The sequence below is a fragment of the uncultured Metabacillus sp. genome (assembly GCF_947503125.1).
Lineage (GTDB): Bacteria > Bacillota > Bacilli > Bacillales > Bacillaceae > Metabacillus.
Genome location: NZ_CANNCR010000014.1, coordinates 76,814 through 93,810 on the forward strand (window position 1 = coordinate 76,814; position 16,997 = coordinate 93,810).

General features: G+C 37.5%; 17 protein-coding genes and 1 riboswitch. Of the genes, 10 read left to right on the plus strand and 7 right to left on the minus strand.

What is annotated here, in order from left to right; translation table 11 throughout:
• Positions 1 to 355 precede the first annotated feature (355 nt).
• Positions 356 to 805, minus strand: a complete 450-nt coding sequence (locus Q1B07_RS12035; protein WP_299089877.1) for a VOC family protein — start codon at positions 803 to 805, stop codon at positions 356 to 358.
• A gap of 426 nt (positions 806 to 1,231) precedes the next feature.
• On the opposite strand from Q1B07_RS12035, the gene Q1B07_RS12040 reads away from it, so the two are divergent.
• From Q1B07_RS12040 to Q1B07_RS12055, 4 genes are all read left to right on the plus strand, one after another.
• Positions 1,232 to 1,468, plus strand: coding sequence for a Spo0E family sporulation regulatory protein-aspartic acid phosphatase (locus Q1B07_RS12040; RefSeq protein ID WP_299089875.1), 237 nt, complete (start codon positions 1,232 to 1,234; stop codon positions 1,466 to 1,468).
• A 106-nt stretch (positions 1,469 to 1,574) separates the two neighbouring features.
• Positions 1,575 to 1,653: riboswitch (ZMP/ZTP riboswitch) on the plus strand.
• 142 nt (positions 1,654 to 1,795) lie between these two features.
• The gene (locus Q1B07_RS12045) at positions 1,796 to 2,995 is read left to right on the plus strand and encodes a phosphoglycerate dehydrogenase (protein ID WP_299089872.1); all 1,200 of its coding nucleotides are present in this window, start codon (positions 1,796 to 1,798) and stop codon (positions 2,993 to 2,995) included.
• Between the two features lie 198 nt (positions 2,996 to 3,193).
• Entirely contained in the window at positions 3,194 to 4,387 is a 1,194-nt protein-coding gene (locus Q1B07_RS12050; RefSeq protein WP_299089871.1) for an alpha/beta hydrolase, read from the plus strand.
• Between the two features lie 311 nt (positions 4,388 to 4,698).
• Positions 4,699 to 5,700: an LLM class flavin-dependent oxidoreductase gene (locus tag Q1B07_RS12055; RefSeq protein WP_299089870.1), complete on the plus strand. Its 1,002-nt coding sequence runs from the start codon at positions 4,699 to 4,701 to the stop codon at positions 5,698 to 5,700.
• A 193-nt stretch (positions 5,701 to 5,893) separates the two neighbouring features.
• Here the strand turns inward: Q1B07_RS12055 and Q1B07_RS12060 are convergent, their stop codons facing one another.
• Positions 5,894 to 6,379, minus strand: coding sequence for a hypothetical protein (locus Q1B07_RS12060; RefSeq protein WP_299089869.1), 486 nt, complete (start codon positions 6,377 to 6,379; stop codon positions 5,894 to 5,896).
• A gap of 289 nt (positions 6,380 to 6,668) precedes the next feature.
• Between Q1B07_RS12060 and Q1B07_RS12065 the strand changes: the two genes are divergently transcribed.
• The 3 genes from Q1B07_RS12065 (at position 6,669) to Q1B07_RS12075 (ending at position 9,397) form a co-directional block, all read left to right on the plus strand.
• Positions 6,669 to 7,949: a nitrate/nitrite transporter gene (locus Q1B07_RS12065; RefSeq protein WP_299089868.1), complete on the plus strand. Its 1,281-nt coding sequence runs from the start codon at positions 6,669 to 6,671 to the stop codon at positions 7,947 to 7,949.
• A 292-nt stretch (positions 7,950 to 8,241) separates the two neighbouring features.
• On the plus strand, positions 8,242 to 9,111 hold the full coding sequence (locus Q1B07_RS12070) for a Cof-type HAD-IIB family hydrolase (protein ID WP_299089867.1): 870 nt from the start codon (positions 8,242 to 8,244) through the stop codon (positions 9,109 to 9,111).
• Between the two features lie 118 nt (positions 9,112 to 9,229).
• A complete protein-coding gene (locus Q1B07_RS12075; RefSeq protein ID WP_299090046.1) occupies positions 9,230 to 9,397 on the plus strand; it encodes a cysteine-rich CWC family protein in 168 nt (55 codons plus the stop codon).
• An 86-nt stretch (positions 9,398 to 9,483) separates the two neighbouring features.
• On the opposite strand, the gene Q1B07_RS12080 is transcribed toward Q1B07_RS12075, so the two are convergent.
• Complete coding sequence (locus Q1B07_RS12080; protein WP_299089866.1) at positions 9,484 to 9,666, minus strand: small acid-soluble spore protein H; 183 nt, start codon at positions 9,664 to 9,666, stop codon at positions 9,484 to 9,486.
• A gap of 110 nt (positions 9,667 to 9,776) precedes the next feature.
• Positions 9,777 to 10,676, minus strand: coding sequence for a TetR/AcrR family transcriptional regulator (locus Q1B07_RS12085; protein ID WP_299089864.1), 900 nt, complete (start codon positions 10,674 to 10,676; stop codon positions 9,777 to 9,779).
• A 211-nt stretch (positions 10,677 to 10,887) separates the two neighbouring features.
• On the opposite strand from Q1B07_RS12085, the gene Q1B07_RS12090 reads away from it, so the two are divergent.
• Complete coding sequence (locus Q1B07_RS12090; RefSeq protein ID WP_299089862.1) at positions 10,888 to 12,417, plus strand: DHA2 family efflux MFS transporter permease subunit; 1,530 nt, start codon at positions 10,888 to 10,890, stop codon at positions 12,415 to 12,417.
• A 370-nt stretch (positions 12,418 to 12,787) separates the two neighbouring features.
• Here Q1B07_RS12090 and Q1B07_RS12095 read toward each other — a convergent pair whose 3' ends face one another.
• Positions 12,788 to 13,771 carry a glycoside hydrolase family 43 protein gene (locus Q1B07_RS12095; protein ID WP_299089861.1) on the minus strand — a complete coding sequence of 328 codons (984 nt, stop codon included), beginning with the start codon at positions 13,769 to 13,771 and terminating at the stop codon, positions 12,788 to 12,790.
• A 158-nt stretch (positions 13,772 to 13,929) separates the two neighbouring features.
• On the opposite strand from Q1B07_RS12095, the gene Q1B07_RS12100 reads away from it, so the two are divergent.
• Positions 13,930 to 14,577: a ThuA domain-containing protein gene (locus Q1B07_RS12100; protein ID WP_299089859.1), complete on the plus strand. Its 648-nt coding sequence runs from the start codon at positions 13,930 to 13,932 to the stop codon at positions 14,575 to 14,577.
• A gap of 114 nt (positions 14,578 to 14,691) precedes the next feature.
• On the opposite strand, the gene Q1B07_RS12105 is transcribed toward Q1B07_RS12100, so the two are convergent.
• A complete protein-coding gene (locus Q1B07_RS12105; RefSeq protein WP_299089858.1) occupies positions 14,692 to 15,597 on the minus strand; it encodes a TIGR01777 family oxidoreductase in 906 nt (301 codons plus the stop codon).
• 191 nt (positions 15,598 to 15,788) lie between these two features.
• On the opposite strand from Q1B07_RS12105, the gene Q1B07_RS12110 reads away from it, so the two are divergent.
• On the plus strand, positions 15,789 to 16,661 hold the full coding sequence (locus Q1B07_RS12110) for a sulfurtransferase (RefSeq protein WP_299089856.1): 873 nt from the start codon (positions 15,789 to 15,791) through the stop codon (positions 16,659 to 16,661).
• A gap of 83 nt (positions 16,662 to 16,744) precedes the next feature.
• Here the strand turns inward: Q1B07_RS12110 and Q1B07_RS12115 are convergent, their stop codons facing one another.
• Complete coding sequence (locus Q1B07_RS12115; protein ID WP_299089855.1) at positions 16,745 to 16,912, minus strand: hypothetical protein; 168 nt, start codon at positions 16,910 to 16,912, stop codon at positions 16,745 to 16,747.
• Positions 16,913 to 16,997 lie beyond the last annotated feature (85 nt).

The following is a 16,997-nucleotide window of genomic DNA, read 5'->3' on the forward strand; positions in this document are numbered from 1 at the left end:
TACTATCCTTTATTGCTGGAAAAAGTCAATTATTGCGCTTGCCCAGGAAATTCTATAAAGTGTAGCAACCAATTGCAGAGTTAGAAAGATGTTTCTTTTGCAATGGAGGATGATTGAATTATGTTGTTTTGGCAATAAAATTTCAATTTCTGCTCAAAATAATCGCTAGATGAACAGTGTTTTAAACAAACGTTTAATTAAATTAACATTATGATAAAATAAATAGGTAAATATCCACCTGTAAAGCTTTCCCGAAATCAATGGGTAAGACCCTTTTGAGAAAGCTCAACAATTTTAAATAGTTAGAAGCTTTTCTATACAAGGTATAATCAGTATTAAGCAAATCCCTATTGTATCACTGAATCTCACGCATAGAACCCAATACAATGTTATACCCATCCGGGTCTTTTATATAAGAATTTTTAAACTCCCATTTGCCGTGTACATCAGTAAACGGCTCAACAGCTATATGACCTCCATTTCCACGGACTTCTTCAACTAATTCGTCCAATTCGTCCCAACTTATATGAATAAATGTATCCCATCCGTATTCAGGTCCTTCCCATTCAGTTGGATAATCTGTCCGCTTTTTTGACAAGGCATTTGGTCTTACATCATCAGGGGAGTTCGCCTGCTGCAGCAAAACGATCATGCCATTCCGTTCTGCGTGACCCCAATCATCTACCTTACAACCGAGGACATCATGGTAGTATTCCTGTGATTTTTTTAAGTCAGATACTAAACGCACTTGAATAGCTTTTCCAAATTTCCCTTTATTTTTTGTGTTGATTTTCGTTTCGCTCATTTTCTTTTCTCCTTTTGATTTTATGCGATTCGAAAAATAAATTCTGCACTTTACTAACTTATTCCTACTATATGTCGAACGATTATCCGTTCGGAACTTGCTAACTCCTTTGCATCACTGGATTCTGAAAATTTTTATTTTTTATGTTGATACTATTGGAATAAAATAATCCATTCTTGCTATTTCTTATTTAAAACCGTTATCTATCAACATTTGATCTCTTGTATTAGCATATTAAGTAAAATTAAAGCTATATCACTACTTCGATAGATTTTTCTAAATTTTTTTACTTTACTTATACATATTTTCACCAAAAAACGACTATGGTACGATCGTATAGGTTTTGGAATTTCTGATTCGTACAACTCTGTCGGGTTTAGTCATCACCTTCCAAAATCATAAAAAATTAATTAGTCTCTGAGGTGTATGATGAAAGGAAGTAAGCAAGTCAAAAGAGAAAATATGAATCTTTTATTGGAAATATATAATCTAAAAAACCACTTAAACGATTTATATACAAAAAAGGGTCCGGCAAACGGTGAATATATATCATTTTCAATAAAATTAGATTTACTCTTGAAGCAGTATATTGAAGAGAAAATGACAATTCTTGGCGATGAATTGAAAGAAATGACAAAAAATGATGGCTATTCGGCAACATAATTCTTTTAAGGACGACGATCTAAGCGCTTACTAGTTCAATCAGCATTTAAAATGTGCAAAATGTACTTGAAGTTAGAAAGAAATATGTTAAAATAAAAGAAATGAAAAGGCTATGTGTAACTGGCGAAACACGGATAACCGTGAGGGAGCACATAGTGTCGAAGCCGTTCGCCTGGGCAGAGGTAAGGGAATACTTCCCTTACCTCTTTCTGTTTATTAGGAAATGATATTTAAGGTTGAAACTCGCCTGAATTTGCATTATTCTAATAAAATATAAATATTCATAAAATTTAAAATCTAATATAAAGGAAAAGAGGAGAAATCAAAATGAGCACATCAACGATAGAAAAAGTAAAAACAATCAAAACCCTAAACAATATTGCACAAGTCGGGCTTAATGTATTCAATCAAGGCAACTTTAAGATTGACAATGATAGTGTAAATCCTGATGCCATTGTTTTACGTAGCTTTAACTTGCATTCAATGGAGTTTGTCAGCAATTTAAAAGCCATTGCACGTGCAGGAGCTGGTGTTAATAATATTCCTGTCGACAAATGCACAGAACAAGGGATTGTTGTTTTTAATACACCTGGTGCGAATGCTAACGCTGTAAAAGAAATGGTCCTTACAACATTAATGGCTTCTTCTCGTAACCTTTTTGCAGGTGTGGCTTGGACTAAGACGTTAGAAGGGGAAGGCGATCAAATTCCAAAGCTTGTAGAAGCCGGGAAAAAACAATTCGTTGGGAAAGAAATTAAAGGAAAAACTTTAGGAGTAATCGGCTTAGGTGCAATCGGTGCGCTTGTTGCAAATGATGCTCTAGATTTAGATATGGATGTCATTGGATTTGATCCGTTTATCTCTGTAGATACAGCATGGAACTTATCAAGAAAAGTACAGCGCGCAATGACACTTGAGCAGCTTTTTGCGAACTCTGATTATATTACGGTTCACGTACCATTAACAAATGACACAAAAGGAATGTTCAACAAAGAAACATTCGGCATCATGAAAGATGACGTTCATATTTTGAACTTCTCACGCGGTGAACTTGTGAATGAAGCAGATATGAAAGAAGCGCTTGAAAGTGGAAAAGTTGGTAAATATGTGACAGATTTCCCAAATGAAAATGTTCTTAAAATGAAAAATGTTGTGCCAATCCCGCATCTTGGTGCTTCTACTCAAGAATCTGAGGAAAATTGTGCGATTATGGCCGCTCGCCAAGTGAAGGACTTCTTAGAAACAGGAAATATCAAAAACTCAGTGAATTTCCCGAACGCTTCACTTCCTTATACAGGGAAGCGTCGTGTAGCCGCATTCCACAAAAACGTACCGAACATGGTTGGACAGATTACACAAGCGTTATCAAACTATAACTTAAACATTGCAGATATGGTAAACAGAAGCCGTGGTGAGTATGCATACACATTAATTGATATTGATAATAAAGTAAACGGGGAGATCATTCCTCAATTAGAAGAAAAAATTAAGCTTATTCAAGGCATTGTAACAACACGTATTATCTAATCATCCTTTAATAGTTTAGCCGATAAAAGGTTGCCGGTTTTCCGGCAGCCTTTTGCTGCCTTTTAAAGAGGTGTTCTTCCTGAAATTGCTTGATTTCTTCTAGGATTCTATCATTTATACTTAAATAGATAACATTAAATCGATCAATTAGACTTCAGCAAATTTTAATAGGGAGGGCAGAGCTAAACAGCTAATGATATGACAAAACGAATGAAACGCTTCTTCCTCTTGTTGGTTAGCATTCTATTATTTTGTAGTCTAGTTATTATTGCTTTTGTTGAGCAATGGAGGGAAACAGAAGCTGGCATAGTACCAGTAAAGACCGCGGTATTATTACATGCCGTTAATCAAAACCTAGTTACAACAGATACGAAAGCCCCAAAGCTTTTTACAAGCTCAGGCACTCCGCCGTATAAACGAGAAACATTAAACATCCCGATGTCTGACGGAGAAGAAATATCAATCAGAATCTATGAACCAAAGGCAGAAGGACCACATCCCATTATTATGTATTATCACGGTGGTGCATTTATGGAGGGATATGGAAGTATTGATACCCATGATAATATAGTACGAGCTCTCGCATCAAGAACAGGCAGTGTCGTCATCTCTGTCGGCTATCGTGTGGCACCTGATTCTATTTTTCCAACCGCTGTTGAAGATAGTTTTGAGGCATTATGTTGGGCTGTCCAGAATGCCACTGCATTTCATGGTGATCCAACTAAGCTGGCAGTTGTTGGAGACAGCTCAGGCGGTAATATCGCAACTGCTGTTTCGATGATGGCTCGTGACAGAAACGGTCCTAAGATTACAGCTCAAGCCCTTTTTTATCCGTTAACTACCTTTAAAGATATCGCGTTTTCTTCGAGGGAAACATATGACAGCGGCTATTATCTTCTGTCACGAAATGTGATGGAAATGGCAAGGAAGTATTATACCCCTGATGAGGAAATGTGGAATCATCCTTATGCATCTCCACTACATGCTGATTCTCTTGAAAATCTCCCGCCTGCACTCATTATTACAGCAGAGTTCGACCCATTACGTGATGAAGGTGAAGCATACGGTAAACGGCTGTCCGAGAGCGGCGTAGCTGTTAAAGCCATTCGTTACAATGGTGTTATGCATGGATTCGTTTCCTTCTATGAAGTGATGGATAGAGGCAATCATGCGTTAAACGAAGCTGTTTCGTATTTGAACCAAGCTTTTCATGGTGAAACAGAATATCGTCCATATGACTTAACTATTTATGAAAATTCTCTAATTATAGAAGCACTTAAAGAACGAGGGGAAGCATATGCAATAGGAGGTTATTTATTAGGAAAGCAGGTCGTTTCAACGTTTTCCTCATGGTATAAACAAGGGATATTTACTACAGGAGTGAATGATTAATTAAGACCCTGCCTTTGTTGAAGGTAGGGTTATATTGTTATACTATCAGAATTTATATATTTTCTTAACCATAGCTTGCGTTTCTGAATCTAGCTCCAGGCGCCATCAGCTCGAGGTCATAAGTCAAACAGGAATTGAAGGTAAAGAACACCTTCTATTCCTGTTTGACTTATGCTTGTCGCCGATAGGCAGGCGCCTTGCGCTTTTTTTATAAAAAGTATGTTCAATTGAGTCACGAGCATTTAAGTTTGTTTCCGTCCTTCTACCTGTTACTATAGTAATGTAACTTTATTACGAAAGGAATCATTTACATGTCAAATATAAAAATTCCCGTTTCCGTCTTAAATCTTGCTCCTATTCGTGAAGGACAGGGGACGAAGGATGCCATTGATGCAATGGTTGATTTGGCTCAAGCGACTGAGAAAATGGGTTATTCGAGATATTGGATTGCTGAGCATCACAACACACCTACACTTGTAAGTTCAGCCACTTCTATTTTGATTAAACATACATTGGAGCATACAGACCATATCCGAGTAGGATCTGGTGGTATTATGCTGCCAAACCATTCTCCGTTAGTCGTTGCTGAACAATTTGGAACACTGGCCGCACTTTACCCAAATCGTATAGACTTAGGTCTCGGCCGGGCACCTGGTACTGATATGATGACAGCAAGTGCATTAAGACGATCACAAAATGATTCTGTTTATACATTTCCTAATGATATCAATGATTTGCTTACCTATTTTGGTCCGGAAGAGGGTCAAGGTTATGTCAAAGCATATCCAGGTGTGGGGGCCAATATTCCGATTTATATTCTTGGTTCTTCCACAGATTCTGCTTATTTAGCGGCAAAATTGGGCTTGCCATATGTGTTTGCTTCCCATTTTGCGCCACGATATATGGAAGAAGCTATTTCGATTTACCGCCAGCGCTTTCAGCCATCCGAATACCTTGACAGCCCATATATGATGGTATGTCTGAATGTGATTGCTGCGGAAAGCGATGAAGAGGCTGAATTTGAATCCACAACGATGAAGCAATTTTTCTTGAATGTTGTCAGAGGTTCTAGAATGCCAATGCGTCCTCCAGTTGAAAATATGGATCATATTTGGAGTCAGCCAGAAAAAGAGATGGTGACTTCCATGTCCAGTGTGACGCTTTTAGGGGGGAAAGATTCTATTCGAGAGCAATTGACAAGCTTCCAGGAAAAATATGGAGTAGATGAAATCATGGCTGTTTCCTATATTTTTGATCCAAGCAAGCAAAAACGTTCGTATGAGATTTTAAAAGAAGTGGTGGATGGCAAATAAAGAATTTGTGTAAAAAGCAAGGATCCCTTTATTTAAATAAGGGAATCCTTGCTTTTTGAGTTGTTCCCAGGATAGGTATCAGCAAAGTTTAGTTTTCAAGAATATAATTATGTAAACAAGAGAAAAAAATCTCCCTCATTCGTGAAATAAATATGTAAAAGCAAGAGGACTATGCCTAAATTGTCCCATCCTCTTACTCATCATTCTTATTTAAACTTTTGTTATTCATAAGCTTTTTTGCTTGAAAGAGATTTTTAGAGATAGAATTCAGTTTATTTAAAAACCGGTTAAATCCGAAACCTACTAGAAAGGAAAGGCTGATTTGTCCGTAAGGGGTGTCTTCAAAATCAGTGAATTCAATTAAGAAAATCCCGCTTTGTATTAAAGTGACTGCAACAACTGCCGTTCCTGTTGCAAAGATAGGGTAAAAAATATACATAACCCACACTCTATAGTCGTTTAGTTCACCTTTCATGTAATGAGAACAAAACATATAAAGATGTCGAAGTGATCCACCAATTGCACCGGCGAAGAAATAATATAAGAAAAATTTAATTTTGGAAAGGAAAGGCAGTGATTTCTCAAATGTTCCAAGCCATAACCCGCATATCACCAAAAAACTGCCAAAAAACAAAATTGAGAGATAGATCAAAATGACAGCCTTCAACCATCTCGTCATCAAATCACCCCCAATTCATTCTATGAGAAATTTAGGGATGTTGTGACGCTCACCTTAATCGGGCAATGTAAAAATGTCGAAAAAAGGTAAAATCTTTTGCAGAAAATAGTCAGTTTATGCGCTTACCCAGGAAATTAAACCGTAACAAACAACTAAAGGAGTTGTACAGGAATTTCCTTTATTTTTATAAAAAAATCAAGAAAAGATGAAGTTTTAGTAAATTTAAACAAACGTTTAGTTAAATGGAGTATAATAGAAAAGGAATCTATGAAACGGGAGTTAAGGACAAATGAACAAACAAAATAGCAAATACAGATGGATCGTTTTTGCCAGCGTATTGTTTACTTACTTTATTATTGTGAGTCAAAGAACAGCACCTGGACTCATAACCGATCAATTAATGCATGATTTTAATGTGACAGCAGCCACCATCGGATTGCTTACAAGTATACAATTTTTTGCCTATGCTGGTTTGCAGGTTCCCATTGGAATTTTGTCCGATCGTTATGGGCCAAATTTCTTTCTTATCGTGGGAACACTGCTAACAGGTTTAGGAACGGTTATTTATAGTCTTGCCCCAAATGAAACAGTACTGCTTCTTGCTAGATTAATAGTAGGAACAGGTGATGCAACAATTTGGGTGAATGTAGTGTTAATTTTAAGCCAATGGTTTAAAGGAAATGAATTTGTCAAATTGCTCGGTATGGCAGGAATGACAGGAAGTCTGGGCTTTTTGATGGCCACAGTGCCCTTTTCTGTCTTCATTGCCTTAACAGGGTGGAGAACTTCTTTCTTAACAATGGGTGTCCTATTATGCCTTTGTGGAATCCTTCTCTATATTGTGCTCATTAAACAGCCAAACCGTATGCACAAGAGCCATCCTGTAAGCACACCATTATCTGTTAAGGCTGAGCAAAAACGTGAGAAAACGCTCGTCATTCTGAATCGGATTTTTTCCAATCGTCAAGCATGGGCAGCATTTTTCTGTCACTTTGGCGCTGTCGGAACCTATGTAGGCTTCATTGGTTCATGGGCTGTACCATATGGCATGCATATATTTGATATGTCCCGATCTGGTGCGAGTCAATTTATTATGATTGGTCTGATTGGAGCACTTATAGGCGCTCCGTTAACAAGCTGGATATCAAGTCGTTATCATTCAATAAAAAAACCTTATATCCTTGTCCATCTTTTGATTCTTTTGAGCTGGTCCGCGTTTCTCTTATTTAGCGGAAAGCCGCCAATCATTATGCTTATGTTTCTTTTTTTACTGATCGGCTATGGAAATGGAGCTAGTGCCTTAACATTTGCCGTTGTGCGTCAATCGTTTGATGTGAAAGAGGTAGGGGTTGCCTCTGGATTTGCAAATATGGGCGGCTTTTTAAGTGCCGTCCTGCTGCCGAGCCTTTTTGGAAAGGTACTTGACCATTTTCATGCTGCAGAAAGCAGTGTCGGATATTTTTACGGCTTCATGATTCCAGTTATCTTTTCATTGATTGGATTAATTGGAGGATTTCTCATCAAGGAGCAGCCTCAGGAAGTCACGCAAACAAAGGAATTGACCGTATAGTCTTTTCTTGGTCTGATTAAGTAAGGGTCTGACTCCTCCAGTATATTGTGTTGGAGGGATCTGATCCTCTGTTTTTAAAAATAAAAAAGAAATTCTAACATAGTTTTTATGCCTGGCGCCTGCGCTTAGCACCACTAGAGTTTTGCCACTTATGAGTGGAGGGTACAGTATACCTTCTATGTATGATCGCTTTATTAACTCTAGGCCGAGCAAGGCGCCTGCGCTTTTCATATGTTAAACGTACAAAAAGGTGTATAATTTCCTAATTAACTTTTTTGCAGGAGGAATGATCGTGGTGTTTACGCCTAAGGCTATCTTTTTAGACATGGATGGAACAATATTAAATCATTATAATCAGGTAAGCATACATACAAAAGAGATCATTGATACATTGCGAAACAAAGGAATCTATGTATTTATCGCAACTGGGAGATCATTTGATGAAATAGAAGGCGTAGTGCCAGAAGGCTTTCAAGTTGATGGGCTTGTTACCTCGAATGGCATGGCTGGATACGTCGGAAAGGATGTCGTTTTTGAGCATTCTCTTTCTTTAGAGCTAGTTGAAATGGTTATCGACAAGGCAAGGAAAAACAAAGTATATTATGAGCTTTTCCCATACGGAAAAGCCCGAATTACCTTAAAGCAGGATCAACCGTATGTTGAACACGAAATTAGAGAGCCGAAGCCTGACAGCGTAGGTATTAATGAATGGCTTTCCCGGAAACAAGCGATTAAAGAAGAAATTAACTGGACAGAAAAAATAGAGGGAAATCGCTTTTCGAAGTTTTATTTCTTTTCTAGAACAAAAGAACATATCAATCAATGGAAAAATGAGCTTGATCTATTAAAGAACGAAATTGACTTTACTATTTCTGTATCTTCAGAACATAATGTTGAATTAATGGTTGCAAATGTGAATAAAGCAACAGGCATTCAACAAATGTTAAAGCGATTTGATTTGTCAGAACATGAAATCATGGCAATCGGTGATAGTGATAACGATATTCCTATGTTACGATTTGCCGGATATGCAGTAGCCATGAAAAATGCACCAGATAAAATAAAAGAAATAGCAGATGATGTAACAAATTTTACTTGTGACGAAGATGGAGTTTATCATTATTTAAAATCAAAATTTGGGGACATTGACGAACAGCACTAATGATTGCAACTTACCAATAAGATGTTAAAACGGCTAAAATCTTAATCGAAGCAGGAGCACAGTAATTTTTTAAAAGGGAAAGCGGGTGCTGCACATGTTTGAGGGAACCATCAAACCAATGGAATGTCCAATTTGCGGAAAATACAATAACTGTGGTTATGAATCATGCTGGTGCAGCAAAGAGTGTTTTCCACGTGAAATCTTTGACCTGTTACCTGAGCATCAATTGAGAAGATCTTGTATTTGTAAAGAATGTCTTGATCATTTTAAGACAAAGCAAGAGTAAAATAGCCCATAACAATTTATAGGATGATTTATATTCTGCACAAAAAGGAAAACACCACTAAAAAGTGGTGTTTTATTGCTGAAGTACTATTCCATTTCAACAAGGCTTGATACAGGTACACTTTGTTTATTAGTTGGTTCATCGAGTGGGTGGATTGTACAAGTTCCGTTTTGTTGATCTACATGCTCAATATAGATTCCCGCCCCGTTATACGTGACATTCGCCATAGTTGAAGAATTTGCAATTTCTTGTGCGCGCTTTACATCCATTATATGACCTCCTTTTCATATGTAACAGTTAAAGTGTTTGCGATCAATGAAATAAATATGCATTTGTTGTTGTGTATTTCGTTGTAGAAAAATATATCACCCGTTATCCCTCATTCAATCCCATCTCGTACAGTAAAAAAACGAGAAACAAGCTGTTCAAGTTTCTCAAGCTGTTCTTTCTCAAACAATGCCTGACCCTTCTTCAAATATAAAAGTGTGCTTTCGATCAAAAATTGACGGGGATCCTTACCGTGTCTAAATTCATCCCAAATAAAATCTAAAAGTTCGACGTATTTTGCGTGATCTTTATGATCACTCACATTTTTCTTCATTATACCGATAACTTGCTTAAGCTCTTCTTGAAAGGCGGGCTCTGTTTTTCTTAATTCAGGTATAAGGCACTCTAAAAGCTCTGGCTTGTTTAATTGTTCACCTGTTTCAGCAAGCTCCTTAACAATCGTTTTAATTCGATTCACACTATAACGCACGACTTCGTGTACACCTGTATTCAAATCATGATCCATTTGATAATACTTTACGTTATGGTGTAAAATCCCCATGAACATAATAGCGCAATCTAACAAATAGGGCTTTTTGTCCTCTCCAAAAATTTCTAGAAAACGCTGGTAAACCCAGTGAAGCATCTTTAATTGGCCTTCTTTCATGAATTGCTTCAGCTCGGCATCATTTGAAACGAGAACTTCTTCAAAAAGAGTAAATAATTTATTTTTATTATTTGTATTTAATTGTAATTCAAGTTGTTTAATAAATAGATCAATATTGGAGCGATCTTGGCCAATTAATAATTCATTACGTTCTTTTTTAATTCTTTTAAAAATTTCCTTAAAAAGAGCAATTAATAACTCATTTTTAGATGGGAAATAATTATAAAAAGTGCCTTTTGAAATGCCGCTATACTCCAAAATATCTTGAATCGAGGTGTTTTGAAATCCTCGTTCAATAAATAATTGGTGGGCCATTTTGATCACATGCTGTTTTCGATTGTTCATTCTACATCACCTTTAGATAAATATGAAATGATTGCTGTTTTCCCTTTTGTACCGCAAGTATAAATTAATAGTACCTTTTTTTTTCGCAATCCACAAACCCTTATCTTAAAGGGAAATTTTTTTATTGCATTATTTGAACCGTTAGTATATTATATTCTATGCGTGAACTGAAGGTATAAAAATTGAACTCTATGTTTAGAGGGGGAATTATGTGGATCAAACGATCAAACAAGCGAAAGGACCAAACTATGGGATCTTAGCGATTCTTATGATTGGTGCTTTTATTGCATTTTTAAATAACACACTATTAAATATCGCTCTGCCTTCGATAATGAAGGATTTGGACATTAATGCTGCGACTGTACAATGGCTGACAACGGGGTATATGTTAGTAAATGGCGTGATGATTCCAACAACGGCCTTCTTAATTCAGAAATATTCTGTTCGCCGCCTATTCTTATCTGCGATGGGATTATTTGCGATCGGTACGATTGTGGCTGGCTTTACCGATATATTTGCTGTTTTATTAGCGGGACGCATGCTTCAGGCGTCTGGTTCGGCGATCATGATGCCGCTTTTAATGAACGTGATGCTTGTTAGCTTTCCAATTGAAAAAAGGGGAACGGCGATGGGGGTTTTTGGATTAATTTTAATGGCTGCCCCGGCAATTGGCCCGACTCTTTCAGGATGGGTCATTGAGCATTATGATTGGAGAATGCTTTTCCACTTCATCACACCAATTGCCATCGTGATTTTACTGATTGGTTTTTTCTTGCTTAAAGATAAGAAGGAAAAAATGGATATTCGTCTTGATTTAGTTTCACTTATCCTTTCAAGCATCGGTTTTGGCGGTATCCTATACGGCTTTAGCTCTGCAGGTGACAAAGGCTGGGATAGTCCGTATGTCTATTTAACAATCATTATTGGCGTTTTGTCATTATTTGCATTTATCCTGCGTCAAACGAAACAGGAACGTCCAATGTTGAATTTTGGAATCTTTAAGTATCCGATGTTTGCCTTGTCATCATCGATTTCAATGGTTTTAAACATGGCCATGTTTTCAGGCATGCTTCTTTTACCAATCTACGTACAAACCATTCGCGGCATTTCACCATTTGATGCTGGGCTAATGATGCTTCCTGGTGCACTCGTTATGGCGCTAATGTCACCGGTCACTGGAAGATTATTCGATAAGTTCGGCGGAAAAATTCTAGCGATTACCGGCTTAACGATTACCACAGTTACGACATATCTTTTTAGTACGTTAACATTAGAGACAACTTACACGCACTTAATGATCATACATGCGATTCGCATGTTCGGGATCTCAATGGTGATGATGCCGGTCTCAACAAACGGGTTAAATCAATTGCCGGCACGCTTTTACCCTCATGGTACCGCGATGAACAATACATTGAACCAGGTATCAGGAGCGATCGGAACAGCCTTATTGGTTACGATCATGTCAAACCGTACAGAATCAGCAGCTGCTGATTTAACTGCAGAGGCAACAAAACAATTTACCGGTCAGCCAACAGAAGCTGCCCTTGCTCAAATGCAGCATCAAATTGCGATGGAAGCAATGCTTGACGGAATTAATTTTTCGTTCTACATTTCAGCATTTATCGCGGCTGTAGCCTTAATTCTCGCATTCTTCATTAAGCGTGTACGACAAGCTGAAGAAAAAATTGAACAAAAGCCTTCTAATAAAAAAGTTTCAGCTGGATTAGTGGGAAATTAGAAAAATTGATGTGACGAAAGGCGCTTCCTTTTACTAGGATAGCGTCTCTTTTTTATGTTTATTAAGTATACAAATAGTGGAAAACAGGCAACATGCAAATTCTCATTTTTAGAAAATTCTTTTTAGAAAAAACCAAGGAAAAACCGATTTGCTATAGAATAAATATAGTGATGAAGGTGCTTTCACAAAAAGCAGGGGGATTGGTACATTAGAAAAGAAAGATTTAGATTACTGGTGCAAACAGGGGATTAAAACTTTCGATGGTAAAGGTTTTCCTTGAAGTGAATTTTAATGTCTTTGCAGGAGGTTATAATGAGGCAATCACTTAGTTGAATTAATCAACCAACTAAGTGTGCCCATCTAAATTACACTATTCTTTATAAGGATCAATTGTTTGAATCGTGCCGTCCTCATTGTAGGTTAGTTCAGTGTATTTTACACTGCGCTTATGGTTAACCCCGCCTGATAACGAGCTATCATGGTAAAACAAATACCATTTATCTTCAAATTGCACGATGGAGTGATGAGTCGTCCAACCGATAACAGGAGTGAGGATTTTTCCTTTATACACATAAGGTCCTAATGGATTTTTACTCATAGCATAGACAATGTAATGAGTAGTCCCTGTTGAGTAGGAAAGGTAATAATATCCATTGTATTTGTGAACCCATGCACCTTCAAAAAATCTTCTTTCTTCATCACCTGCAAGGATAGGATTTCCAGCTTCATCAACAATCTTTATTTCCTGAGGGTCACCTTTAAAACGAAGCATGTCCTCGCTTAATTCAGCAATCATCGGCCCTAATGCAGGCTCTGTTGGAGCAGGTTCTTTTCCATTTGGATCAAAGCTGCCAGTTTGCCATTTTTCTAATTGTCCGCCCCAGAGTCCGCCGAAATAAACATAGGCCTTATCATTATCGTCAACTAGCACAGCTGGGTCGATACTGAAGCTTCCAGGAATGTAAGTTTCTTGAGGTGAAAATGGACCGGCAGGATTAGAGCTTATTGCAATACCAATTCGAAAGATTTCATCATGATCACGAGCAGGGAAGAACAAATAATACGTATTGTTTTTATAAGCAGCATCTGGTGCCCATAACTGTTTTTTTGCCCATGGAATATCGCGCAAATGAAGGACTTCTCCATGGTCGACACATGGTGAAGCGAAGTTATCCATCGACAATACATGATAATCTTCCATAGCATACTGGTCACCATTATCATTTGTAGGTCCATCATGGTCAATATCATGTGAAGGATAAATATAAATTTTACCCTCAAAAACATGTGCAGATGGGTCAGCAGTGTAAATATGCTCGACAATCGGTTTGTTAGGTTTTGTAGTCGTTTTCATTTTCTCTTCTCCTTTAGTAACATAGTAGTATGGTAGCGCTTTAATTCTATTATAACAATGTAACTATACCAAGCAAGATAAAGTTTTAAAGATTAATAAAAAAGGATAGATTAGTAGTAAAGAAACAAGAAAAAATGAAATGGCAGGTGTAAAAAAGAATGATAAAAATCGCAGCTTTATTAGGTGATTATTGGCATGACGCTCAAGATGCGAAAGCTGGTTTAGAAGCAGCTCTATCAAGATTACCGTACAAAGCGGAGATTGATGTTCACTATATAACCCATCCAGAAGTTTCAGATGCGCTTGATGAGAAACCAACATTATTGATCAACGCAAAAATGAACCGGCTAAACCCAAAGGATGAGCATGTGATCACATGGTTAACTGATGAATTGGATGAGAAAATAGTAAACTATGTTGAATCAGGAGGAAATCTACTCACTTGGCATGCCGGTATGGCCAGCTACCCAAGTGAAAGCAAGTACATTCAAATGCTGCGTGGCTATTTTGATTACCATCCGCCAGGACTTCAAGAGGTTACATATCGATATAAGGATAAAGAAAATACAAAAGAACAGACATTTTTACTCTCTGATGAACAATATTTTGTGATTTGTGATCAAGCTAAAACCGAAGTAGATCTTTGGAGTACGGGGGTCGCAGGAGATACCATTGCAGGCTGGAAGCATTTCTTTGGAAACGGGAAGGTGTGCTGCTTTACGCCAGCACATACGAAAGAAGGTATGTTGAACGAAAACGTTTCAACCTTGTTAGCCGAAAAAATAAATTGGCTAATTACTCGCTAAACAGGGTGGGAAAGATACTTTAAACACTATGAGAATGTAAGAAGTCCAAAAACGTTTGGCATATGTTTTAGGACTTCTTAAGGGTGACTACTGTGATAAATAAAATGAATTCAATTACCTCGTTTTCAGCAAATCTTCCAAAGCAGAATATAATGAAGGAAATGAAAATTCAAACCCATTATCAAGTAATACTTTAGGGATCACATGCTGCCCTTTAAGAACAAGTGTGCTTTTCTGTCCGAGAATAAGTTTCATCACAAATGAAGGGACAGGAAGCCAATGGGGGCGACGTAAAACTGAACCAATTGTCTTTCCAAATTCCTTCATTTTTACTGGGGTTGGAGCTGTGACGTTGACAGGCCCATGAATCGCATCATGTTTTATCACAAAGGCAATAGCTCTGACAACATCTGTCACATGAACCCAAGACACCCATTGTGCACCACTGCCAACTGTACCGCCTGTGAATAATCGGTATGGGAGCACCATAAGAGGAAGCGCACCTTCCTTTTTACCAAGCACAACACCGAATCTCATCAAAACAGTACGAATTCCAAGAGACTCTATTTGTTTTGCTTTTGTTTCCCAGTCATAGACTGTTTGACCAAGAAAATCAGTTGCTGGTTCTACTGAATCCTCTGTATATATAGTATCAAATGAAGGTGGATAAATACCGATCGCACTGGCATTGATAAAAACAGACGGCTTTTCGGCCAAAGCGGCAACAATTCGCACTAACTCATCTGTTGCTTTCATCCGGCTGTCATAAATCTGCTTTTTATGGGCAGTATTCCATCTGCCTGCGTTAATGGAAACACCAGCTAAATTTATGATGGCATCTGCATGATTAATCACTCTTTCAGGAGAAGTACCGTTTTCAAGCCATTGTACATATGTAACATTTTTTGAAGAAATTTGCCTTTTCCTTGTTAAGATCACTATTTCATGTCCTTCGTGAAGAAGGGTGTCAGTCAATATTCGTCCAATAAACCCAGACCCACCAGCAATGACGATTCTCATGTTCTCCCTCCGATTCAAAACAAAGCTTACTATTATTATGAAGGATTGCCGCTATGTTGTAAAATGTTAGTAGGAAGTTTGGATGAGTTATGAAAATATAAAATTTATGAGACAACATGATATGATAGTTAAAACGCAAATCTAATAAACTTGAAAAAGCACTTGAAAAATATTTTACGAGGAGAATGACTATGAAAAATATTGTCAGTACAGAATGGCTAGCTGGTGAAATTGATAGAAAGAATAACCAACTGGTCATCGTCGATACACGTTTTAATTTAGGCAAACCACAGGAAGGTTATAACCAGTATCTAAAAGGTCATATACCAGGTGCTGTTTATGCAGATCTTGAAAAACATCTTTCAGCTCCAATTAACAAGCATGGAGGACGTCATCCTTTACCAGATATAGACTTATTAGCGAAAAAATTAGGTGAACTTGGAATCGATAATGATTCCCACGTTGTCATTTATGACGATCAAGGCGGAATGATCGCTTCACGGCTTTGGTGGCTGCTTCACTATATCGGAGTATCGAATGCTGCTGTATTGGATGGAGGCTGGAAAAAATGGACAAGTGAAAACAACCCAATTTTCAATGCCGTACCTAATCCTTCAGGGAAAACGTTACATCCACGAGTAAATCCTGAATGGAAATGGGTTGATCATGTTGAGGTGAAGGAAAAGCTTCATCACCCTGATACAATTTTAATTGACTCAAGAGAGAATTCGCGTTATCTTGGCGAATCCGAACCGATAGATCCCGTAGCTGGACATATACCTGGGGCAAGAAATTATTTTTGGAAGGACATTTTGAATGAAGATGGAAGCTTGAAGCAGAGGGAAGAGCTTACTGCCCATTTTTCTGATATTCCTTTAGAAAAGGAAATTATCGTTTATTGCGGGTCTGGAGTTTCAGCATGTCCAAATATTTTAGCTTTGAATGAAGCAGGATATTCAAATATTAAGTTATACGCAGGGAGCTGGAGTGATTGGATTACATACCCGGACAATCCTATTGCAGTAGGGGATGAAAGGGAACAAGATAGAGATTCTAGTAGGTAATTATTAATAAAACAGGAATGGGGGGTGTCTCAAAAGCAAAGAGGCAGCTCCCCACAAAAGGGCAATAACTCTTTTTTAAAAGCTTAATTAACCTCATCATCCATCTTAGCTGCTTCACCGAGCTTGTTCATAGATTTCTTAAATGAATTTGCTCTATTTTTTACATTCTCCTCTAAATGAATCTCTTCCGCTTTTGTATTCCAAATACTATATTTAATCTCATTTTTTTGAAATTCGTCTTTTTCTGACATGTTCTAAACTCCCTCAATAAAGTTAATTTTCCTTCCAAATACTCGTGTATTCTCAATATTTCATAACTACCATTTAGTTGACTCA